Genomic DNA, 21,851 nt, shown 5'->3' with positions numbered 1-21,851 from the left:
TTGCTGCGCACCACGTAGCGCCCGCCACCTACCAACGATTCGGAGAATCACCCATGCGTAACGACACCCGCATCGCCTTCGATGCGTACCTCGCCGCGATCGCGAAGCTGAGTCACGTACTGGATGCGACGAAGAAGTTCAACGTCGATCCCTCGGTGCAGCAGAAGCTGGAACAGAAGATTCAGGCATCCAGCGAGTTCCTGAAGCGCATCAACATGATCGGTGTCGACGAGCAGTCGGGCGCGAAAATCGGCCTCGGCATCGGGCAACCGATCGCAAGCACGACCGACACGTCGACGAAGGATCGCGCGCCGATCGACCCGTCGACGCTCGACGAACTCGGCTACATGTGCACGCAGACGAACTTCGACACGGCGATTCCGTATGCGCGCCTCGACGCGTGGGCGAAGTTTCCGGAGTTCCAGACGATGCTGCGTGACGCGATCGTTCAGCGTCAGGCGCTCGACCGCATTTGCATCGGCTTCAACGGCACGGCCCGTGCCGCGACGTCCGATCGTGCGGCGAACCCGCTGTTGCAGGATGTCAACGTGGGCTGGCTGAAGAAAATCCAGACGGCGGCACCGGATAGGGTGATGAGCGAGGGCGCGACGGCCGGCGCGATCAAGGTCGGCACCGGTGCCGGCGCCGATTACAAGAACCTCGACGCACTGGTGTTCGATGCGGTGCAGATGCTCGACGACTGGTATCGCGAGGATCCTGCCGTCGTGGCCGTGGTCGGCAGCGGCCTGTTGCACGACAAGTTCTTCCCGTTCGTGAACGGCTCGAACGACGCCGTGAACGCGAATGCGCTCGATCTCGTCGTGAGCGCGAAGCGTCTCGGCGGCAAGCAAGCCGTCACGGCGCCGTATTTCCCCGCGAACTCGGTGCTGATCACGCGCCTGGACAACCTGTCGCTGTACTACCAGAACGGCGCGCGCCGGCGCACGATCGTCGACAACGCGAAGCGCGACCGCATCGAGAACTACGAGTCGAGCAACGAAGCCTATGTCGTCGAGGACTACGGCTGCGCGGCGATGGTGCAGAACATCGAAATCCAACCGGCGGCCTGATCATGACGACTCCGGCCCGCCGACACCAGATGCGCGTGCGCGCGGCAATGGCCGCCGCGACCGCGACGCCCGGTCACACGCTGGCCGGACACCGTCAGTACGACCTCATGCTCGCGAAGCTGGCGACGGATCGCCGACGACTGAAGGAATTCCAGTCCGTCGCACGAAAGATCGAAGTGAAACGGGAAGTGTTGCCGGATTACGCCGACTACGTCGACGGCGCGCTCGCCGGCGGCAAAGGCGTGCAAGACGACGTGCTGACGACGGTGCTGATCTGGCGCGTCGACGTCGGCGACTACGTCGGCGCGCTGGAAATCGCCCGATATGCGCTTGCGCACCGCATGACGCTGCCGGACCAGTACGAACGATCGCTGCCGGCGGCCGTCGCCGAAGAATTCGCGGAAGCTGGCATCCGCTCGCAGGCGGCCGGCGAGCAGTTCCCGCTTGCGCTGCTGGTCGAGGTCGAGGCGCTGACGCGTGGCATCGACATGCACGACCAGATCCGCGCCAAACTGCACAAGGCAGTCGGCCTCGCGATGGAGACGTCGGACAAGTCCGGCGCGCTGGAAATGCTGCGCCGCGCGGTCGAGTTGAACGACCGCATCGGCGTGAAAAAGGACATCACTCGACTCGAAGCCGAGTTGAGGAGTGCGGCGGCAAAAGCCGGCCGCACGAACTGAGCCCCCCCTGGCAATGGCGGCACCGGGTGACGAGCGCAACGGCTGACAGCTACGCGTCTCCGACCCCGGTCCACCGCCATCTATTCCGAGTCACGACATGCCGAGTTTTATTGCGCCTGCCGACGCTGCACCGCCGACAACCGAGTCGGACGTGATCGAGAACAACGGATTTTTCCCCGATATCTCGATTTCCGAGCTGCGCGGCGCGACGCGTCTTGACGGCACCGTGACTCACGAGCGTGTGCGCGAGGCGACGATCGACGCGATCCGCAGCGTGAACGCCGAACTGAAGACGTGGCGCGCACAGATCAGCGCCGGCTACGCGACGCTGGCCGACGTGCCGGCCGAGAAGGTCGGCGGTGTCAGTGAGCTGGTGTCGCTGTATCGCCGCGCAGTCTACAACCTCGCGCACGCGGACCTGACCGAGCGATATCGCGATCTCGACACGACGAAATCTGGCGGTCAGAAGGCTGAAGACCTCGAAGGGACGATTTGCACGTCGCGCCGAAATGCGCGTTGGGCGCTGAACGATCTGCGCGGCATTCCGCGATCAACCGTCGAGCTGGTGTGATGAACGTCCGGACGATCCAAGGCGACACGGTCGACCTGTTGTGCTGGCGCCACTACGGGCGCACCGATGGAACGGTCGAAGCCGTACTCGAAGCGAATGCCGGCCTCGCGGACCTCGGCACGGTGTTGCCGCTTGGCACCGTCGTCGAAATGCCCGACCTGACGACGATCGAGAGTACGGCGCCGCTGCTGCAACTATTCGACTGACAAGGGAGTTTGCGTGATGGCTGAACCGAACACCACTACCGCCGCCGCGCTGTCGACCGTGATCGGTCTGGCAGGCCTCGCGCCCGGCATCGACGGGAACGCGCTGATCGGTGCGTTCACCGGCGCCGCGCTGGTCGTGGTGACATCGAAGGAGCTCGGCATGTTCAAGCGCATCGCGTACATGCTGATTTCGCTCGTGATGGGCTACATCGCTGCACCGGAGCTGGTGAACCTGACGCCGATTCGCTCGACCGGCGTCGCCGGATTCCTGTCGGCCGCTCTTGTGATCACCGTCACGCTGCAGTTGATCGAGCGGCTGAAGAATGCCGACCTGCTCGCCTTCTTCAAGCGGGGTGGCTGACATGCACATCTCGTTTGCCGTCATCGCACTGGCCGCCCACATCGCGGCGATGCTGCGCATCCTCGCGTACCGCCGCAACGGCGCGCGGCACCGGAACCACGTTTCGTGGATCGCATGGGCGCTGGTTGCCGTCTCGGGCGGCTCGTCGATAGAACTCGCATTGCACGCCCGTCACGTCGGCTTCTTCGAAGCGGCGACGGCGGTCCTGCTTACTCTGTTTGTGTTCGGCGCGCGCGGCAACGTGGCGCGCTTGCTGCGGAGCGATCAAGCATGAAAACCCTACGGCTAAATGCGATCGGCGACGATGTCGGCCTGCTGCAACGCCGCCTGATTCGCGCCGGCTATCCGCTGACCGTGACGCATGTGTTCGACGATGCGACCGAGCGCGCGGTGCAGGCGCTGCAAACGAAAACCGGGCTCGTGGTCGACGGCATCGCCGGCCCGAAAACGCAATCGGCACTCGCAACCGGCCAGCGCGCACCGAAGCACCTCGCCGATGCTGAGCTGGTCGCGGCAGCCGCGAAGCTCGACGTGCCGCTCGCATGCGTGCGCGCCGTCAACGAAGTCGAGTCACGCGGCTCGGGTTTCCTGACGGACGGGCGGTCGGTGATTCTGTTCGAGCGACACGTCTTCTGGCGACGGCTGAAAGCGCGCGGCCTCGATCCGGCGCCGATCGCGGCACGCTATCCGGACATCCTGTCGCAGACGCCCGGAGGCTATAAGGGCGGGGCGGCCGAATACACGCGGCTCGCGGCCGCCGAGCTGATCGACCCGCACGCAGCGTGGGAGGCTGCGAGCTGGGGCGCGTTTCAGGTCATGGGCGAAAACTGGGAACGCCTCGGTTACGCCGGCGCCGACGACTTCGTCGCGCGGATGGAAGCGAGCGAAGCCGATCAGCTCGACGCGTTCGTTCGATATGTCGCGGCCGACGCGAAGCTGCTCGCCGCGCTGAAGGCCCGACAGTGGGCGAAATTCGCGGCCGGCTACAACGGTCCTAATTACCGGGCGAATTTGTACGACATAAAGCTTGAGCGCGCGTATCAACGGTACGTGCCGGACGCTCAGGAGGAAGCATGAGTTCGCTCGTGATCAAGTTACTCTTGGGCGCGGCGCTGCTCGGGGCGCTCGCCGGCGGCGCCCTTTACGTTCGGGCGCTGCGTGCGGAGAACGACGACCTGACGGATAAGCTCGGCCAGGCGAAGGCGAGCATCGCAGCGCGTGACGCGACGATCAGTGGCTTGAAGTCCGATGCAGTCGAGAAGGGCCGCCAGCAAACGCAGCTCGACTCGTCGACCGCCGCCGTCGAAACCGTTACGTCTACCATTCGCCAACAGATCCGGAAGGCCGTCAATGAAAATGCCGCTGCCCGTGCTTGGGCTGACACTCCTTTGCCTGACGACGTTGCCCGCCTGTCAGCACGTTCCGCCCGCACCGGCACCGCAAATTTTGGTGCAGCAATGCCAGACGCTGTCGCCGTGCACGCTGCCGGCGCTGTCGCCGCGGACTAACGGCGAGCTGATGAACGCGCTCGTCACGGTCGAGGGCGCGTGGGGGAAGTGCGCAGCCAAGGTCGACATGATCGTCGACTGCCAGACGAAGGCGCAGGCACGTATCGACGCTGAGGCGGGCGCGGTGCCACATGATTAAGTCGGCGAGCCTGCGCTCGGCACTTGTTGCAGCAATCCCGGATCTCGCGACCAACGCCGACAAGTTGACCGTGTTCGTAGACCAAGGATCAATCGCGGCAAAGGGAACGAAGTCGTTGTCGTTCGAATACCGGTACGTGTGCAATGTGCTGTTGCTCGACTTCGGCGGCGACCCGGACGACGTATTCATCGCGGTTTTGGAGTGGGCACGGAAGAATCAGCCCGATCTGGTCACGAACTGGGATCAGCGCTCCACCGGCATCACGTATGAAATCGACATCTTGAACAACGTGACGGCCGATGTATCGATCAAACTGCAGTTGACCGAAAGCGTCGTCGTGCGCACCGATGAAGACGGCAGGCGCATCGTCACGCATGTCGACGATTCGGTGCAGCCTGACGACATCACGTGGGTAGCGCAGCCGTGGCCCAAGACAACCTGAACCTTCTCGAATCGTTCGTTGGCGGCCTGCTTGGCAAGCTCGACGAGCGCGGCCGCCGCGTGGCGTCGCGCGATATCGCCCAGGTACTACGCCGCAGCCAGCAGACGCGCATCGCAGCGCAGCGCAACACGGACGGCAGCACGTATGAGTCGCGTAAGCATCGTGTGAAGCCGGGCGGCAAGACGCTGCGCGACAAGCGCGGCCGCATCAAGCGCACGGCGATGTTCATGAAGCTGCGCACCGCGACCTATCTGAAAATGCAGTCTGATGCGGCCGGCCTGACGATCGGCTTTGCCGGACGTGTTGCACGCGTCGCACGCGTGCATCAGTTCGGCGAGATTGACCGCGTCGCGCCGCGCGGCGTCGAATACAAATATCCCGTCCGGGAACTGCTAGGTATCACGGCCGAAGATCGTGAGCTGATCCGCGACAAGCTGCTCGCACACGTCACGAAATAGCGCCGCGCGCGTCCTTTTGTACCCAGACCGCCCCGTAAGCTGCTCGCTCGCTCCACGCGCGCACGAGCGGCAACATGGGCGGCATGAACGCAAATGAAATCCAGCGCCAAGCGCGCAACGCCGTCCGAAAAGGTTCGATCACCGCGATCGACCTCGACAGGGCTTTGTGCCGCGTCGCAGTCGGCGGCGGTGATGACGATGCCGACGAAGGGCTCGTCACGAACTGGATTCCGTGGTTCTCGATCGCCGCCGGCGCAATCATCGATTGGCGTGCGCCGTCGATTGGCGAACAGGTCATGTTGCTTTGCCCGATGGGCGACCCCGCGCAGGGCGTCGCGCTGTGCGGCTTCTATTCCGACGCCTTCCCGGCGCCCAGCCATTCGGGCGTTGCGAACTTGCGTCGTTTTCCGGATGGCGCGCTGCTCGCGTACGACCATGAACAGCACGCGCTGACGGCAGCATTGCCGGCCGGCGCGACGGTGACGGTGATCGCGCCGGGCTCGGTGATGGTCCAGACTCAGGCGGCCACGGTCCAGGCCGACAAGGTCACACTCGATGCAGACGTCGAGGTGACGCGTTCGATGACGGTAAAGGGGCCATTCACGTTCGAATCCGGTATGACGGGTCACGGTGACGGCGAAGGCGCCACGATGCAGATCGAAGGCGCCGCGGATTTCTCGGGTGTTGTGACGTCGTCCGGCGTCAGCCTGCCCGGCCACTCGCACCGAGAGCAGGGCGACGGCAATCTTGTCAGCCCGCCGCTGAACATCGAGGACACCGCACCATGAAGGGGATGAATGCCGAAACCGGCCGCGCGGTGTCCGGGCGCGATCACCTGTACCAGTCCATTGCGAAAATTCTGACTACCCCGCTTGCGACGTGCATCAAGCGCCGAGCGTTCGGTTCGGATCTCTTCGAGCAGGTCGATGCGCCGAACAACGGGGCGGAGCGAACGCGGCTCTACGCTGCCATCGCAACCGCGCTGATGCGATACGAACCTCGCCTGACGCTGACGCGCGTTCAGCTCGTCACGGATGAAACAACGGCCGCTGGTGCGCAGATCATCGACATCGAGGGATACACGACCGAGACCGGCTCTGCGGTCGGTACGCGCGTCGACCTCACAACGGGGAAAACCGCATGAGCACTACCGTTATCGACCTCGCGGGCTTGCCGATTCCCGACGCTGTCGAGGTACTCGACTTCGAGACGATTTTCGCCACACGCAAGTCAGACTTCATCGCAATGTATCCGGACGACGAGCAGGAGGAAGTCGCGGCGACGCTCGAACTCGAATCCGAGCCGGTTGTACGACTGCTGCAAGAGAGCAGCTATCGCGAACTCGTGTGGCGGCAACGCGTCAATGACGCTGTCCGCGCTGTGATGCTTGCATGGGCGCAAGGCAAAGACCTCGAAAACGTGGCGGCGAACCTCAACGTCGAGCGGCTGACCGTCACGCCGGCCGACAACACGACGAACCCGCCAACACCTGCGGTGATGGAAGAGGACAGCGACTTGCGGACCCGCTGTCAGTTGTCGTTTCAGGGTTACTCGACCGCAGGTCCGCGCGGCGCATACCAGTTTCACGCACTGTCCGCTGACGGGCAGGTGAAGGATGCATATCCGACGAGCCCGGCGCCCGGAAAAATCACGGTCTACGTGATGTCCCGTACCGGCGACGGCACGGCGAGCGATGAGCTGATCAACAAGGTCAAAGCTGCGCTGAACGTCGATGATGTGCGGCCGATGAATGATCAGGTTGACGTGCTGTCGGCATCGGTGATCACGTACCAGCTCGTCGCGGAACTGGAACTGTTCGAAGGGCCGGACGAGCAGACGGTCGTCGATGCCGCGACGAAGAGCGCGCAAGCGTATGCCGAAAGCGTTCATTACATCGGGCTCGATGTCGCTCTGTCCGGGTACTTCAAGGCGCTTCATCAATCCGGCGTGGCGAAAGCCGAAATTGCTCAGCCGCCCGCCGATATCGAGGTTGCCGAGGGGCAAACTGCATATTGCACCGGCATCACCATCACGACGCGGACGAAGCCCAATGCCTGAAGCCGCTCAACTCCTGCCACCGAATGCGACGACGCTCGAAAAGCGGGTCGCGCGGGCAAACGCGGGTATCAGTGACGTGTCGATCCCCGTTCGCGACGTGTGGGATCCGGCGACGTGCCCCGTCTCGCTCCTGCCGTGGATGGCATGGGGGTTCGGTGTCGACCAATGGGACAGCGGGTGGTCGGAAGCGCAAAAGCGCGAGGCGATTGCGAGCGCACTGTACGTACAACGTCACAAGGGAACCATCGGTGCCGTTCGCCGCGCGCTCGCCGCGCTCGGGTACGACATCGTAGTGCAGGAGTGGTTTAACCAGATCCCGGCCGGTGAGCCGTACACGTTCGATGTGTTGATCGACAGCAGCCAGGTTGGAATCGATGAGGCCGGGCTCGCGCGGATCATGCGCATCATCGACACGTTCAAGAACCTGCGTTCGCACCTTCGATCGATACGCCCGAGCATCACCACGCGCGGCGGCCCCACCGTAGCCAACGCATTGACCACGGGGAACGAAATCACCGTCATGTACGAAGGCATGCTGCCGTCTGACTGCGTGCTGGACGGGTCGTGGGAACTGGATGGAACGATCAGCATGAGCGGACTGAAAGTATGACGAACCTTACTCCGAACGCTGGCTGGGACGATGTCCCGCAACTCGAGAAGAAGACAAAGGCGCTGGGCGGGCCTGACGGTCCAATGAATTGGCAGGCGCAAGCGCTGCTGAACCGTACCGAAACGCTGAACCCCGACACCCAGGAAGAACCCATCGCGCTCGATGGTGATGAATCGTGGTCGTTTAAGAACGCAGGCGGGTGGGCTAAAGCCAAGCTTTCCACTGTCGCGATTTTCGTGCTGACAATCTGCGAGATCGCATGGGTGACGGGAGTCGTTGGTGTCGCACGGACGCTGCGCGCCTTGATGCTCGATCACCCGATCGACGTCGAGAACTTCGGCGTTGTCGGCGATGGTGTCGCGGCCGATTCTGCCGCATTGCAACGGGCCTTGAACTGGTTGACCGCTGGCAATGAACGGCGCCTTTTCATCAAAGGCGGGTTTGTCGTGCGTATCGATGCGCCGGTGGTTGCAGATTTCACCGGTCTCGCGCGTGCCGGTGAACTCATGGTGCACGGCGCGATCCAGCCCGACCCCGGTATCGGTCACGCCATCACTTTCCTGAATATGCGCGGCGGTCGCGTGCACGGTCGCGTCTATGGCGGCGGACAGACTGCGGACTACACGCAGGCAGACCCGGTCGGCGCGGATGAGGCATATCGATTCGTCAATGTGTACGGAACCAAGATTCACGTTGAGGGCGGAAACTATGCCGGCCGCATGATGCGCATCACGAGCGACGCCGCGAATATCGGCCCGGACTGCTTTAAGACGCAGTGGGTGTTGGTCGAAGGCGTGAAGTGCAATTCGACCGCGAAGATCACGGACCCGGAGCCGACGCGACTCGCGCAGGGCGTCGGGCAAGCATTCTTTATCGACACCGGGACGAACGCGTTCGGTTCAATCAATACGGTGACGCTGGCATGGGATCTGTACGGTCCGGTTCTCGAAAAGACGACCGACGTGAAACTGCACGACATGGAGACGCTGTGGCGTGGCCTTACAGGTATGGAAATCCGCGCATGCCTGAGTTTCTGGGGCGGAAAGATCAATCTCGGTAGCGAGCTGCCGACCGGCACTATGCAATTGCTGCGAATCCTGTCGAAAGACGGCGTCGACTGCCAAAACGTCAGTATCGACGAACTGTTTCTGGTCGGCGGAAATGACGGCCTCTATGCAGAAAACGTCGGCAACACGTCCGGACAGGGCATGACTGCAGGAAAGATCACGACCCGCCTGAATCGAAACATCGGGATCACGCTGAACAATTGCAAGAAGTTTGAGGTTGGGACGAACCAATACGCCGATGGTGTGAATCTCCGGCTGATGGGCGCATGTAGCGACGGCATCCTTCATTTCCGCAGCACGCAATCGAAGAAACAGAACATCGTCATCGATGCCGAAGTGTCAGGGCAGGTTCGATTCAAAGGGTCGGCCACGAACGGGAATGCGAATGGTGCGGCCGGGATCGCACTCATTGAAAACAATTCGCTGAATCCAATTTTCTTCGAGGACTTTCTGGCATCGTCCGGTGACGTTGACTATCTGTACAAGCTGCAACCGAGCAACGGAACACGCCTTAAGCATGGCTCGGTGGTCACGAGCGGCGCAACGCAAGTCTTCAATACGCAACCGAACCGCGCAACGGGCGTTCGCGGGCTGGTGACCATGAACGCAGGAACGGTCACGATCGCGGCAGGCGCGACGAGCGGGAGCGCAGCACATGGGATGCCGCGCACGCCCGATTACGCATTTCCGGGCGCGAAGTCGGCGGGCGGAGTCGACGCATATGTCACGGCAGACAACCAATACGTCACGGTTTCATTGACCTCTGCTGCCCCTTCGGCGCTGACCGTCAACTGGGTCGCATGGCTGAACTACGGTATCTGATCGCGATATGGCATACAAAACTATCCACACGAACTACGGCGAGCGCCGCATGGCGCAGGCCGAGGCATCAGGTGTCCAGATCAATCTGACGGCAATCTCTGTTGGCGACGGCGGCGGAAACCCGACCACGCCGGACCCGGAACAGACGCAACTCGTTCGCGAAATCTTTCGCGGGGCGCCGAATCGTGTGTTTCAGGATCCGGATAACAGTAATCTGTTCACGGTCGAACTGTTGATTCCCGCATCGGTTGGCGGCTTCACGATTCGCGAGGCGGCCGCATTCGATGACCAGGGCGGCATGTTTGTTGTTGCGAACGTGCCGAGCGCATACAAGCCGGTCGGCGACGGTAGCGAAGGCGCGTTCAGTGATACAGCGCTCCGGCTGCAATTCCTCGTGACGAACGCGGACGTCGTCACGTTGATGATCGACCCGAATGTCGTCGTCGCGACGCAGCAGTGGATCAAGAACACGATCACCGTGCCGTATCTGCTGCCGGGCGGCACAACCGGTCAGGTGCTGAAGAAAAAGTCGAATGCAGACGGCGATACGGAATGGGCCGATCCGAGCATCGCGGATGCGATCGTGTCAATCGTCGAGGAGGTGCAAACGCTCGCCGCAGGCCAGACCGCCGTTTTGCTCACCGAATGCACGACGGAAGGGCTCGCCGTGTATGTCGCCGGCGATCGTCTGCTGCCGACGGCCTGGACACCCGATCCCGTCGACGTGCGAAAACTCACGCTCGCGGCATCGTATCCGGACGGCACCAAGGTCGATTTCGTCCAGAACGAACCCGGTGCGGATCGTGCGCTTCTTCGCAGCCGCAACCTCGCCGATATCGAGTCGGCTGCGACGGCACGGTCAAATCTTGGCGTGTATAGCAAGGAAGAAACTGACCAGAAGGCACCGCCGTCGCAGATCGCATTCTTCGCATGTTCGAAGGCGCCGGCCGGATGGTTGAAGGCGAACGGCGCGGCCGTGAGTCGGACCGCATACGCTGGGCTGTTTGCCGCGATCGGCACGATGTACGGGCAGGGCGACGGCTTCAATACCTTCAACGTGCCTGACATGCGAGGCGAGTTTCCGCGTGGCTGGGATGATGGTCGCGGCGTCGACAACAGCCGCGCGCTAGGTTCGCAGCAAGCGTCCCAGAATCTCGCACACGTCCACGGCGCGTCGGCTTCGACCGCCCCGGACCACTCGCACGGGGCGAGTACCGACTTGCAAGGCGAACACACGCACGGTTACGACGATCAGGGCCACGCACATAACGTGCGCATCGGTCGGGTCGGCGTCGTCGCGACATCGTACGGCCAGGGCAACGGACCGTACAACTGGGACCGGCAGGACACGTACGGAACCGACGTTTCCGGCGTCAACATCAATATCAGGTCTGCGGGAAAGCACGGACACAACATCACTGTCAATCCGGCGGGCAAACACGACCACACCATTTCGATCAACACGAGCGGCGGCAGTGAAGCGCGGCCGCGTAACGTCGCGCTGCTCGCGTGCATCAAGTTCTGACCATGAACACGAAGACCGTTTTCCAGACTGATCGCGCCGGCCTCTACCTCGGCCCCGTCGACGCGGATGAAAGCCCGCTCGAGCCCGGCGTATTCCTGATGCCGGCACGCGCCATCGAGACGGCGCCGCCCGAGTCGTGGCCCGACGACAAGTGGCCGCGTTGGAACGGCGTGGCGTGGGACCTTGTCACGAACCCGGCCATTGCTGCACCGCCAGTCGACGCGACGGCGAAGCTGCGCGCTTTCCTGCAATCGAATCCCGATGTTGCCGAGCTGATCGGCATGTAAGCGGCTCGGCCGCGACTTTCCTGTATTCACTCACCTATCGGAGCGCATAGCATGCCCCAGGACTACCACCACGGCGTACGCGTCGTCGAAATCAATTCGGGTTCGCGCCCGATCCGCACGGTGTCGACGTCGGTGATCGGCGTCGTCTGCACCGCCGAAGACGCCGACGCGACCACGTTCCCGCTCGACACGCCCGTGCTGCTGACGAACGTCGTCGCAGCGCTCGGCAAGGCCGGCACGAAGGGCACGCTGCGCAAGACGCTTGATGCGATCGGCAAGCAGGCGAAGGCGATGACCGTCGTCGTTCGCGTGGCCGAAGGCTTCGACGACGCCGCGACGACGACCAACGTGATCGGCACCACGACCGCAGACGGGAAATACACCGGCATGAAGGCGCTGCTTGCGGCGCAAGCCAAGCTCGGCGTCAAGCCGCGCATTCTCGGCGCACCGGGCCTCGACACCCAGGCGGTGACGACGGCGTTCGCCGCGATCGCGCAGTCGCTGCGTGGGTTCCTCTATGCCTCGGCATACGGCGCGAAGACGAAGGAAGAAGCGACGACGTACCGCGCGCAGTTCAGCCAGCGCGAAGTGATGGTCATCTGGCCGAATTTCCTCGCGTGGGACGACACGACCAATGCGAACGTCGAAGTGCCGGCCGTCGCATACGCGCTCGGCCTGCGCTCGAAGATCGACAACGATACCGGCTGGCACAAGACGCTGTCGAACGTCGGCGTGAACGGCGTCGTCGGAATTTCCGCCGATGTGTCGTGGGATCTTCAGGATCCGAACACCGATGCCGGCTATCTGAACGAGCTGGACGTGACGACGCTGATCAACAAGAACGGCTATCGATTTTGGGGCTCGCGCACGTGCGCCGACGACGATCGCTTCGTGTTCGAGAACTACACGCGCACGGCGCAGGTGCTCGCGGACACGATGGCCGAAGCGCAGATGCCGGACGTCGACGGGCCGCTCAATCCGTCGCTCGCACGCGACATCATCGAGTCGATCAACGGCAAGTTCCGCGAGTGGGTATCGCAGGGCTACTTGATCGGTGGCTCGGCCTGGTACGACCCGGATCCGAACACGACGCAGGTGCTGTCGTCGGGAAAGACGTACATCGACTACGACTACACGCCGGTGCCGCCGCTCGAAAACCTCGTGCTGCAACAGCGCATCACGGACCAGTATCTCGCCGACTTCGCGGCGCGCGTGAACGCGTAACACGTCAGGTCGGCCGCGCCGGGCAGGGCGGCCACCGTCACTAGATCAACGGAAAAGGAGTCGGAAACATGGGTATGCCGAGCAAACTGAAGGGGTTCAACCTCTTCCAGAACGGCGAAAACTTCGTCGGACAGGTCGGCGAAATCACGCTGCCGAAGCTCACGCGCGCAACGGAAGATTGGCGCGGTGGCGGCATGGGTGGCCCGATCAAGATCGATTTCGGCAACGATGCGATCCAAATGGAGTGGACCGCCGGCGGCATCATGAAATCGGTGCTGAAACAGTATGGCGTGCTCAAGCACGACGGCGTGCTGCTGCGTTTCGCCGGCGGTTACCAGCGCGAAGACGAAGAAACGTTCGATTCGATCGAAATCGTCATCAAGGGGCGCCACACCGAAATCGATATGGGCACCGCCAAGGCGAAGGAAGACACCGCATTCAAGGTTACGACCTCGGCGAGCTACTACAAGCTGACGATCAACGGCGAGACGATCATCGAACTGGATTTCGTCAACATGATCCAGAACGTCGACGGCTCGGACCTCTGGGCACAACTGCGCACGGCGATCGGCCTGTAACGCAGAAGATACGCGGCGGCCGCGGATGACGGCGGCCGGCAATTTCCCCATCACCACACCTAGGAACGAAAATGAAGACGAACACCGAACAAGGCCCGATCGTGGCGGCCGACGATCCGAACTCGCACACGCTCGACACGCCGCTCGTGCGCGGCGAGCAGACCATCACGAGAATCACGCTGCGCAAGCCGAAGTCGGGCGAACTGCGCGGCGCTTCGCTGTCCGATCTCGTCAATCTCGACGTCGCCGCGATGTCGAAGGTGCTGCCGCGTATCAGCTCGCCGACGCTCACGGAACAGGACGTGTACAACATGGACCCGGCTGACCTCGTGATGCTGGGAGGCATCTTCGCCGGTTTTTTGATGCCGAAGGCCGTGAAATCGAAGCTGGACTTCCAGACCGCGTAGAAGATGCGATGGCGGACATCGCGCTCGTGTTCGGTGGCTGGACACCGGTGGTGATGGACGAGTTCAGCCTGTCGGAGCTGATGGACTGGCGCGAGCGCGCACGCGTGCGATACGAACGGAAAGAGTGATGGACAAGGCCCTACAGCTCCGCGTGATGTTCGACATGATCGACAACATCACGAAACCGATGAAAACGATGCTCGCCGGCAGCAAGGGGCTGGCGAGCGCGTTGAAGGACACGCGGCGCGAGCTCGCAGAAATGCAGAAGGCGCAGAAGGATGTCGCGTCGTTTCGCCAGATGCGCACCGGTCTTGATGCGACCGGGAAGAAGCTGGCGGAGGCGCGCACGCGCGTCAAGGAACTGGCGGCAGCGGTGCGGTCGACAGACCAGCCGACCGAGAAAATGGTTGCCGACCTGAACGCGGCCCGCGAGGCTTCTCGCAAGCTCTCGCAGCAGCACAAACAGCAGACCGCCGCCGTTAACGAACTGCGCACGCGGTTGCAGACGGCCGGCGTCGACACGCAGAACCTGTCGAGGCACGAACGCGACCTGCGGACCAGCATCACGTCGACGACCGCAGCGATGAACGCACAGGCGGCCAAGCTCGACCAGATCAGCCAGCGCGAGAAGCGCGTGAATGCAGCGCGCGCGAGCATGAACCGGCTGCAATCGGCGGGCGCGAACATGGCCGTCACCGGCTATGCCGCGCGCAGCTCCGGCGAGCGTGTGCTCGGCGGCCTGTTCGGCACGCTCGACGAAGCGAAGAAAATGACGAACGAGCGCGCGCGCATTACTGCGCTTGGCCTCGGTGACCACGCGACGGCCGACGCTGAAAAGTACGTCCGCGCAATGAAGATGATGGGCGTCAGCACGAGCGACAACATGACGTTGATGCGCGACGCGCTGTCGATCTTTGCAGACGAGCACCATGCGCAAATGGTGATGCCAACGCTCGCGAAAATGAAGTTCGCGAACGAAGCGCTGTTCGGTGCCGAAGACGCGCACGCGAACGAAGAGAAGTTCATGAACATGCTGAAGGTGATCGAGCTGCGCGGCGGCACGAAAGACGAAGCGACGTTTAAGAACGAAGCGAACATGGTGCAAAAGGTGCTGTCAGCGACCGGCGGCCGTGTCGGTGGCGACGAGTGGCGCAACTTCATCCAGACCGGCGGTGTCGCTGCCAAGCAGATGCGGCAGGACGCGTTCTATTACCAGATGGAGCCGCTGATTCAGGAAATGGGCGGGCACGCGGTCGGCACAGGTCTTATGTCCGCATACAGCAACCTCTATCAAGGCAAAACGACCGTTCGCGCGGCGAAACAGATGATGGCCCTCGGCTTGCTCGATGGGAAGAAGGTCGAGTACAACAAGATCGGCATGATCAAGCAGATCCGGCCCGGCGCGCTCGCCGGCGGCGACCTGCTGAAGGCCTCTCCGCTCGAATGGATCGAGCAGGTGCTGTTGCCTAAGTTCGCGGCGAAGGGCATCAAGGATCCGGAAAAGATCAAGGACATGATCTCGACGATCATCACGAACCGGACGGCCGCGAACCTGTTCACGACGATGTACATGCAGGGTCAGCAGATCCACAAAAACGAGCGGTTGAACCGGGGCGCATACGGCATTGACGAAAGCGCGCGGCTCGGCGCGTTGCAGACCCAAGGCAAGGAAAACGATGCGCTTGCCAAGGCCCGCGACCTGCGTCGCGAGATTGGCGAGCGGATCGCGCCGCTGTACAACGCGGCATTGGACAAAACGCGGGAAGTTCTGACCGGGTTGATCGGACTGATCCAGCGTCACGGCGCCGCCGCGAAAGTGATTCTGTCCGTTCTCGCCGCAATTGCCGCGCTGCTCGTTGTGATGGGGACGTTCACGATTGCCCTCGCTGGCATGCTCGGCCCGCTCGCGGTGTTGCGCTTCAGCATGACGATGCTCGGCATGCAGGGCGGCATCCTGTCGCGCGTGCTCGGTTTTACCGGGGCGGCGATTCGACTGGTAGGTGCGTCGATCGCGTTCGTCGGCCGTGCTCTGCTACTGAACCCGATCGGCCTCGCGATCACGGGCATTGCGCTCGCGGCATTCCTGATCTACGAATACTGGGAGCCGATCAAGGCGTTTTTCGGCGACCTATGGGGGCAGGTGCGTGCAGCATTCGACGGCGGGCTGTCCGGAATCGGTGCGCTCATCCTGAACTGGTCGCCGATCGGCCTGTTCTACCAGGCGTTCGCGGCTGTGATGTCGTGGTTCGGTATCGAGCTGCCCGCGAAGTTTTCGACATTCGGCTCGAATCTGATGACGGGCCTCGTGGACGGCATCACGAGCGGGCTAGGGACGGTGAAAGACGCGATCGTGAACGTCGCGGATTCGACGGTCGGCTGGTTCAAGGAAAAGCTTGGCATCCATAGCCCGAGCCGCGTTTTCGGTGAACTCGGCGGCTTCATCGGGCAGGGCGCCGCGATGGGGATCGAGGGCGAGGGCGGTCGTGTCGCGCGCGCCGCGATCAGCCTCGCGACGGTCGCGGCAACATCGTTTGCAGCGCCGCCGGTGTCGGCCGCGCCGATCGTGCGACCGACCGTTCCGTTCGACTCGCGCGCACCGCTGTCCGCCGCACCGGCCGGTGCGCAGGCAGCCGCAACCGCACCGGCGACGTACCCGATTCATATCTACGCCGCGCCGGGGATGGACCCGCAGGCCATCGCGCGCGCTGTCACGGCCGAACTGGATCGGCGCGAGCGCGAGCAGCGTGCGCGCCGGACGTCGAGCCTGTCGGACCACGAGTAAGGGGCACGAACCATGATGATGTCGCTCGACCAGTTCGTTTTCAGCCTGTCAACCGCGCCGTTCAAGGAACTGCAGCGTCAGCGAAACTGGAAGCACCGCACGACCTCGCGCGTCGGCACGCGGGACGCGAGCCAGTTCACCGGCGCCGGCAGCGACTCGATCACGTTGAACGGTATGGTCGCCGAAGACAATTCGATCGGCACGGCCGCGTCGCTCGATGAACTGGCAAAGATGGCTGACGCAGGCGAAGCGTACGTGCTCGTCGACGGAACCGGCGTCGTGTATGGCGCATTCGTAATCGAAAGCCTGAACGAAACGGAGACGTACCACACGCCGGAGGGCGTACCGCGCAAGATCGACTTCAACCTGACGATCACGCGCGTCGACGACACCGCCATGTCGAAGGCGGCTGCGGACGAAGCCGCCGCGAAAGAGGCTGGCAAGGTGCTGTCGGACAAGGCGGCCGGCGTGGTGTCTGATGCCAAGAAGGTTCTTGAAGTCGGTCGGGCGGTCTATACGGCCGTTCGAAACGTCAACACGTCGAGTGCGCTCACGGCCGCGACGACGATCGTCGGCGGGATCGATTCGATTGCGGCGGCCGCCGGCGTGAAAGGGTTGAGCACCGCGAGCGGGATTTCGTTGAGCGCGGCGATTTCAGCCGCGAAAGACATCGCCGCACTGAGCGGAAAACCGGTCGGCTCGATCGTCATCGACGTGTTAAACAGGGCGGTCGGAAAATGACCGAAAGCGCACGCAACCAGCCCCAGGCCGACTACCGGATCACGCTCGACGGTCGCGATCTCTCACGCCTGATCGCACCGAACCTGATCAGCCTGTCGCTGTCCGAGTCGCGTTCGGATCAAGCCGACACGATCGATCTGGTCATCGACGATTCGAAGGGAACGTTCGCAATTCCGAAACGTGGCGCGAGCATCAAGGTTTCGATCGGATGGGTCGGAAAACCGCTCGTCGACAAGGGTACATTCACCGTCGACGAAATCGAGCACAGCGGGACGCCGGACATAATCACGGTTCGCGCCCGCTCCGTGTCAATGACAAACACGATGCACGAGCGACGTGAGAAAAGCTGGCACGGGCAGACGATCGGGGCGATCGTCCGCACCATCGCCGCGCGGCATTCGCTGAAACCGGTCGTCGGCGGCAAGGTCACCGGCGTGCTGATCGAGCACATCGACCAGACGCACGAAAGCGATATGTCGTTCTTGACGCGCCTCGCGCGTCGATACGACGCTGTGATGAACGTGAAGGACGGTAATCTGTTGTTCATGCCGATCGGCACCGGCGCAACGGCGAGCGGCAAGGCTCTACCCGTGCTGAACCTGAAACGTCGGGATGGGGACCAGCATCGATACCACGTGTCGCAGCGCGAGAGCTACACGGCGGTGCGCGCGCACTGGCATTCGAACAGCAAGGGCAAGCGAAAATCGGTCGTCATCGGCGGCGACAACAATCGGAACGTGAAGGTGCTGCCAGAAGACTACGCGAGCGAGACCGAAGCGCGGGCAGCAGCCCTGGCCGAATATGCACGCACGCAGCGCGCTCAAGCGACGATGGACTACACGCTTGCGCACGGGCGTGAGGATGTGTTTCCGGAAGTGCCGGTGACGGTTAGCGGTTTCAAACCGGATATCGACGCAACGCCGTGGCTCGTGCGCACGGTGCGCCACACGATCGCTGACGGAGGTTTCATGAGCGTCCTGTCGCTCGAAGTACGCGACGATCCGGCGACGGACAAGCATCGATCACACTTCCGGAAGGTGCGCCAGTAGAATGGCCCGCGAAAAGCTGGCGTTTCCACGCGTGTCGCGAAGCCGTCATTTCCGGATCAAGGCGGAATAGGGACGGCCGGTGCGGATCGCCTCATCGAACGCTTGAGACGCCAGCATGGCCAACGTGGCCGCGCTCGGGAAGACGACGACGTGGCCGGTGTCGTCGTCCCATCCAACCTTAGTCGAGCGGAAAGCGGAAAAATAGCCGGTCAGCGGCAGCGCGATATGCCGGGCCTCGAAGAACAGGCGTGTGCGTGCATACGCGCGGAAATCCGCATCGTAGCGTGGCAAGCCGGCGTCGAAGCACATGATCGCTGCGCGCTCGTTGAAGAACTCCCAAACGGAGTCATCATCGGGACCGCTCATGATGATTGACAATACTGTATATATATACAGTATTTGCGTCGCGCTCGAGAATGTCAAACGATGGGAGCCGAGCGGGCTACTCGCCCGGCTCGGCGCGCGTGTATGCCGGCGGGCCAATGGCTGACCACATCGGGCCAGACCGCCACGCACGAGGCAAGTCAAGCGTGAGGAGACGCCAGCGAGCCAGGACCGCCGCGAACGTTCCGTCTCGCTTTGCGCGGCGGATCTTGTCGACCACGCTCCAGCCGCGCACGTAATATCTGAAGCTGCGTTGACTGGAGAGGTAATGCGGTGCGTGGACACCGACCCATGCCAGCATTTCGGCCGGCGGAACGTCCGGCGCGCTAGGATCGGGCTCGATGTTGGCTGCGATGTCGCTCGCGGGCTGAGTTTCGGCCACGGCGCAGGAAATCGGCGCAGCAGGCGCGCTTGTTTCGCGGGCAAGCAGGCGTAAAAGCTCTAGGCGGTGCCAGGGGATCGGAGAACGCCCCGCAACATAGTTTCGGATCGTTCTTGTGCAGCAGCGTAGGATTGTGGCGACTTTGGCGGTGGACAGGCCGTCAGTCAGGGCGAGGAAGTCGGCCAGCGCGCCATGACGCGGTGCATCGGCATTCATTGGAGTAGCGTGTGTTTCGTTTTGTTACAAATTGTAAGTATTATTACGAAAACGTACGCCAGCCTTACAACCACTTCAAGTTAGCCTCGGGGATTTTACATAATGCCGATGATCGAACTTTTTGATTGTAGTAGCTTTTTAGAAATGTCGTGTTCGGGGGTGCGGCGGAATTCTTGGACTGGGTTATGTCGTCAGCCCGAGACTCTCCCGGTACTCAATCGGACTGAGCGCGCCAAGCGAGATCTTGATCCGTTTCTCGTTGTACCAGCGAATGTACGAGTCGACGACCTCGATGAATTGATCGGTGCTGATGGTCTGCCAGTCCCGAGAGTAAAACAGTTCCGTTTTCAGCCGTCCAAAGAAGCCTTCGCACGCCGCGTTATCGGGCGAGCAGCCCTTGCGCGACATTGAACGGATCAGATTGGCCTCCCGTATCCGGGTAAGCCAGCCTGGCCAGCGATAGTGCGCACCGCGATCTGAATGGATCACAGGTCGGCTGTTGCTACTGCCCATTGCTTCAATGGCGGCATCGAGCATCGTGTTCACAAGCTCGGCGTCTGGTCGCGTACCGATCGACCAACTGATCACAAGCCCATCGAAGCAGTCAATGATCGGGGACAGATAGACTTTGCCAGCAGGAATCTGGAACTCCGTGATGTCCGTGAGCCACTTTTCATTCGGTGCCGCGGCCTGAAAATTCCGATTGATGAGGTTCTCCGGGGCCGGTCCGATTTCTCCAGCGTAGGAGCCATATCGACGTCGCCTCGTCGTGGCCGCGCTTAGATCCTCCTGCTTCATCAAGCGCCGAACGACCTTCTCCGAGATGAAGACTTTCTGCCTGCCAAGTGCCGCACGCACTCGGCGATATCCGTAGCAGCGGTGATTCAGTTCAAAGATATCTGCAATGGCAAGGCGCACATCAGCGTACTTGTCGGCAGCCCGTATCCGCGCCCGGTGATAGAAGTAGGAGCTACGGGCGAGCCCCAATTCAGCAAAAAGCTCCGGCAGCGTGTAAGTCTGTTTCAGGGCATCAACCAGCTCCGTCTTCTCCCGATTCGTCAGGAGTTGCGGGTCGACGCCCAGGCCTTTTTTTAATATTTCATTGGCCTTCTTCAGGATGTCATGCTCGATCTGGAGCTTCCGAATGTCTCGTCGGAGTGATTCGACCTGCTGCTCCAGCGTCGCCTGCTCGGAGGTCTGCGGCGGATCGTTGCGGCGTGTCATGGTTGAAACAGCCTCGTGACCGAGTAACCGATTTCTCCAGTTGTACAACGTTGGACGGCTCACGCCAATCTTTTTAGCGACTTCCTCAGCGCTTTCTCGTCGAGTACACAGATCGATGACCGCTGTCTGCCTGAACTCTGGTGCGTACCGAATACCCGAAGTCTTCCCGAGAGCGCGTTTCCTCCGTTCAGGATGCAGTTCGTCGAGCCACGCGACGAGCGTCCCGCGTCCCGGATATCCCAAGGCCCTTGTCGTTGCTGCCAGACACTGACCATGGCTTAGATAGTGGTCAGTGGCCGCCGTTTTTTGTTCTGCCGAATAGCGCGGCCTCAAGCAAATACGTTCCCTCGGCAGATCGAGGCCTCGCTGGTACGTGTGATACCAACGTTCGAGAGTTTCCGTTGTGGGATAGCCCAATTGACGAACGGTCGCGGTAAGGCGCTTTCCAAGCTTCAAGTAGAGCTTGACCGCTCGGATACGGTCTTCGTACGAATACATGGACTAGCTCCTGATAGTCCATGTATTCCGCCGCACCCCAGAACACGACATTTCTAAAAAGCTACTACAGTCAAAATTGACGCTAATTTGCTGTTCCGTAAAGCGCTTCTTCATGTTCGTCTTCTTCTCCGAAAACAAACTTTACTAGACTCCAGCTGGCCCTGTTTGCAGGGGGCAGGTCACCGTGTACAAACACCAAGAAAATTCAGACCATGCGCATCCACGTACACGTCGTAGCTGCCACGCACGCCCGCTACCCACGAACACCCTTTCCCCGGCCGCGTCGCCAGCGATTGCAACTTTCGTGATCGCAGGTCTAGGCTATTTCGCGCTTCCATTCGCTTTTGCTGTGCCGCCTGAACGTCGACATGAGCGGCCTCGTCTCAAGTATTGCAGTTCCACACCTCGACCCCATTGCGGGTGACGGTGATGGTGACCGAACGGCCGTTGCGTCCTGCGGATTCAACCCGTCGATGCAACACTCCTTGCTGCTATGCAGCTTCAAATGTGTTGCATCGACGGGTTGAATCCGCAGTCGCCTGCTGCCCCTTCGCGACTGATG

General features: G+C 62.0%; 27 protein-coding genes and 1 pseudogene. 25 read left to right on the top strand and 3 right to left on the bottom strand.

All coding sequences use genetic code 11. The annotated features are described in order from the left end of the window. Window positions 1-53 precede the first annotated feature (53 nt). From DIE12_RS03315 to DIE12_RS03195, 25 genes and pseudogenes are all read left to right on the top strand, one after another. Complete coding sequence (locus DIE12_RS03315) at window positions 54-1,070, top strand: phage major capsid protein, P2 family (RefSeq protein ID WP_124551092.1); 1,017 nt, start codon at window positions 54-56, stop codon at window positions 1,068-1,070. Continuing rightward, window positions 1,067-1,750, top strand: a complete 684-nt coding sequence (gpM, locus tag DIE12_RS03310; protein WP_185641228.1) for a phage terminase small subunit — start codon at window positions 1,067-1,069, stop codon at window positions 1,748-1,750. The genes DIE12_RS03315 and gpM overlap by 4 nt, the downstream gene beginning before the upstream one ends. A gap of 97 nt (window positions 1,751-1,847) precedes the next feature. Continuing rightward, entirely contained in the window at window positions 1,848-2,321 is a 474-nt protein-coding gene (locus DIE12_RS03305) for a head completion/stabilization protein (RefSeq protein WP_124551091.1), read from the top strand. Further along, window positions 2,321-2,527, top strand: coding sequence for a tail protein X (locus DIE12_RS03300; RefSeq protein WP_124551090.1), 207 nt, complete (start codon window positions 2,321-2,323; stop codon window positions 2,525-2,527). The genes DIE12_RS03305 and DIE12_RS03300 overlap by 1 nt, the downstream gene beginning before the upstream one ends. Before the next feature lie 16 nt (window positions 2,528-2,543). After that, window positions 2,544-2,888, top strand: a complete 345-nt coding sequence (locus tag DIE12_RS03295; protein WP_124551089.1) for a putative holin — start codon at window positions 2,544-2,546, stop codon at window positions 2,886-2,888. A 1-nt stretch (window position 2,889) separates the two neighbouring features. Beyond that, window positions 2,890-3,162, top strand: coding sequence for a phage holin family protein (locus DIE12_RS03290; protein ID WP_124551088.1), 273 nt, complete (start codon window positions 2,890-2,892; stop codon window positions 3,160-3,162). Continuing rightward, entirely contained in the window at window positions 3,159-3,965 is an 807-nt protein-coding gene (locus tag DIE12_RS03285) for an N-acetylmuramidase family protein (protein ID WP_124551087.1), read from the top strand. The genes DIE12_RS03290 and DIE12_RS03285 overlap by 4 nt, the downstream gene beginning before the upstream one ends. Beyond that, window positions 3,962-4,396, top strand: a complete 435-nt coding sequence (locus DIE12_RS38480) for a protein lysB (RefSeq protein ID WP_124551086.1) — start codon at window positions 3,962-3,964, stop codon at window positions 4,394-4,396. Before DIE12_RS03285 ends, DIE12_RS38480 begins: the two co-directional genes overlap by 4 nt. Further along, entirely contained in the window at window positions 4,290-4,535 is a 246-nt protein-coding gene (gene lysC / locus DIE12_RS37945; protein ID WP_260428995.1) for an Rz1-like lysis system protein LysC, read from the top strand. The genes DIE12_RS38480 and lysC overlap by 107 nt, the downstream gene beginning before the upstream one ends. After that, window positions 4,528-4,977 carry a phage tail protein gene (locus tag DIE12_RS03270; protein ID WP_124551085.1) on the top strand — a complete coding sequence of 150 codons (450 nt, stop codon included), beginning with the start codon at window positions 4,528-4,530 and terminating at the stop codon, window positions 4,975-4,977. Before lysC ends, DIE12_RS03270 begins: the two co-directional genes overlap by 8 nt. Then, window positions 4,959-5,435 carry a phage virion morphogenesis protein gene (locus DIE12_RS03265; protein ID WP_124551084.1) on the top strand — a complete coding sequence of 159 codons (477 nt, stop codon included), beginning with the start codon at window positions 4,959-4,961 and terminating at the stop codon, window positions 5,433-5,435. The genes DIE12_RS03270 and DIE12_RS03265 overlap by 19 nt, the downstream gene beginning before the upstream one ends. 83 nt (window positions 5,436-5,518) lie before the next feature. Then, complete coding sequence (locus tag DIE12_RS03260; RefSeq protein WP_124551106.1) at window positions 5,519-6,223, top strand: phage baseplate assembly protein V; 705 nt, start codon at window positions 5,519-5,521, stop codon at window positions 6,221-6,223. Further along, a complete protein-coding gene (locus DIE12_RS03255; protein WP_124551083.1) occupies window positions 6,220-6,579 on the top strand; it encodes a GPW/gp25 family protein in 360 nt (119 codons plus the stop codon). The genes DIE12_RS03260 and DIE12_RS03255 overlap by 4 nt, the downstream gene beginning before the upstream one ends. Further along, window positions 6,576-7,493, top strand: a complete 918-nt coding sequence (locus DIE12_RS03250; protein ID WP_124551082.1) for a baseplate J/gp47 family protein — start codon at window positions 6,576-6,578, stop codon at window positions 7,491-7,493. Before DIE12_RS03255 ends, DIE12_RS03250 begins: the two co-directional genes overlap by 4 nt. Continuing rightward, window positions 7,486-8,103, top strand: a complete 618-nt coding sequence (locus DIE12_RS03245; protein WP_124551081.1) for a phage tail protein I — start codon at window positions 7,486-7,488, stop codon at window positions 8,101-8,103. Before DIE12_RS03250 ends, DIE12_RS03245 begins: the two co-directional genes overlap by 8 nt. Next, window positions 8,100-9,992: a hypothetical protein gene (locus DIE12_RS03240; protein ID WP_124551080.1), complete on the top strand. Its 1,893-nt coding sequence runs from the start codon at window positions 8,100-8,102 to the stop codon at window positions 9,990-9,992. The genes DIE12_RS03245 and DIE12_RS03240 overlap by 4 nt, the downstream gene beginning before the upstream one ends. A 7-nt stretch (window positions 9,993-9,999) precedes the next feature. After that, window positions 10,000-11,517 (top strand): phage tail protein, encoded by a 1,518-nt coding sequence (locus tag DIE12_RS03235; protein ID WP_124551079.1) that lies wholly within the window; start codon window positions 10,000-10,002, stop codon window positions 11,515-11,517. Window positions 11,518-11,519: 2 nt separating this feature from the next. Beyond that, window positions 11,520-11,804: a phage tail protein gene (locus tag DIE12_RS03230; protein ID WP_124551078.1), complete on the top strand. Its 285-nt coding sequence runs from the start codon at window positions 11,520-11,522 to the stop codon at window positions 11,802-11,804. Between the two features lie 51 nt (window positions 11,805-11,855). Then, a complete protein-coding gene (locus tag DIE12_RS03225) occupies window positions 11,856-13,028 on the top strand; it encodes a phage tail sheath protein (protein WP_124551077.1) in 1,173 nt (390 codons plus the stop codon). A 68-nt stretch (window positions 13,029-13,096) separates the two neighbouring features. Then, window positions 13,097-13,606: a phage major tail tube protein gene (locus DIE12_RS03220; RefSeq protein ID WP_124551076.1), complete on the top strand. Its 510-nt coding sequence runs from the start codon at window positions 13,097-13,099 to the stop codon at window positions 13,604-13,606. Between the two features lie 71 nt (window positions 13,607-13,677). Beyond that, window positions 13,678-14,013 carry a phage tail assembly protein gene (locus tag DIE12_RS03215; protein WP_124551075.1) on the top strand — a complete coding sequence of 112 codons (336 nt, stop codon included), beginning with the start codon at window positions 13,678-13,680 and terminating at the stop codon, window positions 14,011-14,013. An 8-nt stretch (window positions 14,014-14,021) separates the two neighbouring features. Further along, window positions 14,022-14,141: a GpE family phage tail protein gene (locus DIE12_RS03210; RefSeq protein ID WP_124551074.1), complete on the top strand. Its 120-nt coding sequence runs from the start codon at window positions 14,022-14,024 to the stop codon at window positions 14,139-14,141. Beyond that, complete coding sequence (locus DIE12_RS03205; protein ID WP_124551073.1) at window positions 14,141-16,795, top strand: phage tail tape measure protein; 2,655 nt, start codon at window positions 14,141-14,143, stop codon at window positions 16,793-16,795. Before DIE12_RS03210 ends, DIE12_RS03205 begins: the two co-directional genes overlap by 1 nt. Before the next feature lie 12 nt (window positions 16,796-16,807). After that, a pseudogene (locus tag DIE12_RS38915) lies at window positions 16,808-17,194 on the top strand (phage tail protein); the annotation flags it as partial. 338 nt (window positions 17,195-17,532) lie between these two features. Further along, a complete protein-coding gene (locus tag DIE12_RS03195; protein ID WP_124551071.1) occupies window positions 17,533-18,585 on the top strand; it encodes a phage late control D family protein in 1,053 nt (350 codons plus the stop codon). 45 nt (window positions 18,586-18,630) lie between these two features. Here the strand turns inward: DIE12_RS03195 and DIE12_RS03190 are convergent, their stop codons facing one another. The 3 genes from DIE12_RS03190 to DIE12_RS03180 form a co-directional block, all read right to left on the bottom strand. Further along, window positions 18,631-18,951, bottom strand: a complete 321-nt coding sequence (locus DIE12_RS03190; protein ID WP_124551070.1) for a hypothetical protein — start codon at window positions 18,949-18,951, stop codon at window positions 18,631-18,633. Between the two features lie 76 nt (window positions 18,952-19,027). Further along, window positions 19,028-19,567, bottom strand: coding sequence for an IS21 family transposase (locus tag DIE12_RS03185; protein WP_124551069.1), 540 nt, complete (start codon window positions 19,565-19,567; stop codon window positions 19,028-19,030). 183 nt (window positions 19,568-19,750) lie between these two features. Continuing rightward, window positions 19,751-21,289 carry an IS3 family transposase gene (locus DIE12_RS03180; protein WP_124519837.1) on the bottom strand — a complete coding sequence of 513 codons (1,539 nt, stop codon included), beginning with the start codon at window positions 21,287-21,289 and terminating at the stop codon, window positions 19,751-19,753. Window positions 21,290-21,851 lie beyond the last annotated feature (562 nt).

The sequence above is a fragment of the Burkholderia sp. Bp9015 genome, assembly GCF_003853505.1.
Classification (GTDB): domain Bacteria; phylum Pseudomonadota; class Gammaproteobacteria; order Burkholderiales; family Burkholderiaceae; genus Burkholderia.
This window is presented reverse-complemented; position numbering and strand designations above follow the sequence as displayed.

Bases quoted from the DNA above. Each gene is read 5' to 3' on its own strand.
- DIE12_RS03255 (WP_124551083.1), top strand. From the start codon at position 6,220: ATGAAGGGGATGAATGCCGAAACCGGCCGCGCGGTGTCCGGGCGCGAT.
- DIE12_RS03250 (WP_124551082.1), top strand. From the start codon at position 6,576: ATGAGCACTACCGTTATCGACCTCGCGGGCTTGCCGATTCCCGACGCT.
- DIE12_RS38480 (WP_124551086.1), top strand. From the start codon at position 3,962: ATGAGTTCGCTCGTGATCAAGTTACTCTTGGGCGCGGCGCTGCTCGGG.
- DIE12_RS03290 (WP_124551088.1), top strand. From the start codon at position 2,890: ATGCACATCTCGTTTGCCGTCATCGCACTGGCCGCCCACATCGCGGCG.
- DIE12_RS03215 (WP_124551075.1), top strand. From the start codon at position 13,678: ATGAAGACGAACACCGAACAAGGCCCGATCGTGGCGGCCGACGATCCG.
- DIE12_RS03315 (WP_124551092.1), top strand. From the start codon at position 54: ATGCGTAACGACACCCGCATCGCCTTCGATGCGTACCTCGCCGCGATC.
- DIE12_RS03225 (WP_124551077.1), top strand. From the start codon at position 11,856: ATGCCCCAGGACTACCACCACGGCGTACGCGTCGTCGAAATCAATTCG.
- DIE12_RS03190 (WP_124551070.1), bottom strand. From the start codon at position 18,951: ATGAGCGGTCCCGATGATGACTCCGTTTGGGAGTTCTTCAACGAGCGC.
- DIE12_RS03260 (WP_124551106.1), top strand. From the start codon at position 5,519: ATGAACGCAAATGAAATCCAGCGCCAAGCGCGCAACGCCGTCCGAAAA.
- DIE12_RS03220 (WP_124551076.1), top strand. From the start codon at position 13,097: ATGGGTATGCCGAGCAAACTGAAGGGGTTCAACCTCTTCCAGAACGGC.
- DIE12_RS03230 (WP_124551078.1), top strand. From the start codon at position 11,520: ATGAACACGAAGACCGTTTTCCAGACTGATCGCGCCGGCCTCTACCTC.
- DIE12_RS03295 (WP_124551089.1), top strand. From the start codon at position 2,544: ATGGCTGAACCGAACACCACTACCGCCGCCGCGCTGTCGACCGTGATC.
- DIE12_RS03185 (WP_124551069.1), bottom strand. From the start codon at position 19,567: ATGAATGCCGATGCACCGCGTCATGGCGCGCTGGCCGACTTCCTCGCC.
- DIE12_RS03235 (WP_124551079.1), top strand. From the start codon at position 10,000: ATGGCATACAAAACTATCCACACGAACTACGGCGAGCGCCGCATGGCG.
- DIE12_RS03240 (WP_124551080.1), top strand. From the start codon at position 8,100: ATGACGAACCTTACTCCGAACGCTGGCTGGGACGATGTCCCGCAACTC.
- DIE12_RS03270 (WP_124551085.1), top strand. From the start codon at position 4,528: ATGATTAAGTCGGCGAGCCTGCGCTCGGCACTTGTTGCAGCAATCCCG.
- DIE12_RS03210 (WP_124551074.1), top strand. From the start codon at position 14,022: ATGGCGGACATCGCGCTCGTGTTCGGTGGCTGGACACCGGTGGTGATG.
- DIE12_RS03195 (WP_124551071.1), top strand. From the start codon at position 17,533: ATGACCGAAAGCGCACGCAACCAGCCCCAGGCCGACTACCGGATCACG.
- DIE12_RS03305 (WP_124551091.1), top strand. From the start codon at position 1,848: ATGCCGAGTTTTATTGCGCCTGCCGACGCTGCACCGCCGACAACCGAG.
- DIE12_RS03300 (WP_124551090.1), top strand. From the start codon at position 2,321: ATGAACGTCCGGACGATCCAAGGCGACACGGTCGACCTGTTGTGCTGG.
- DIE12_RS03245 (WP_124551081.1), top strand. From the start codon at position 7,486: ATGCCTGAAGCCGCTCAACTCCTGCCACCGAATGCGACGACGCTCGAA.
- DIE12_RS03205 (WP_124551073.1), top strand. From the start codon at position 14,141: ATGGACAAGGCCCTACAGCTCCGCGTGATGTTCGACATGATCGACAAC.
- DIE12_RS03180 (WP_124519837.1), bottom strand. From the start codon at position 21,289: ATGTATTCGTACGAAGACCGTATCCGAGCGGTCAAGCTCTACTTGAAG.
- DIE12_RS03285 (WP_124551087.1), top strand. From the start codon at position 3,159: ATGAAAACCCTACGGCTAAATGCGATCGGCGACGATGTCGGCCTGCTG.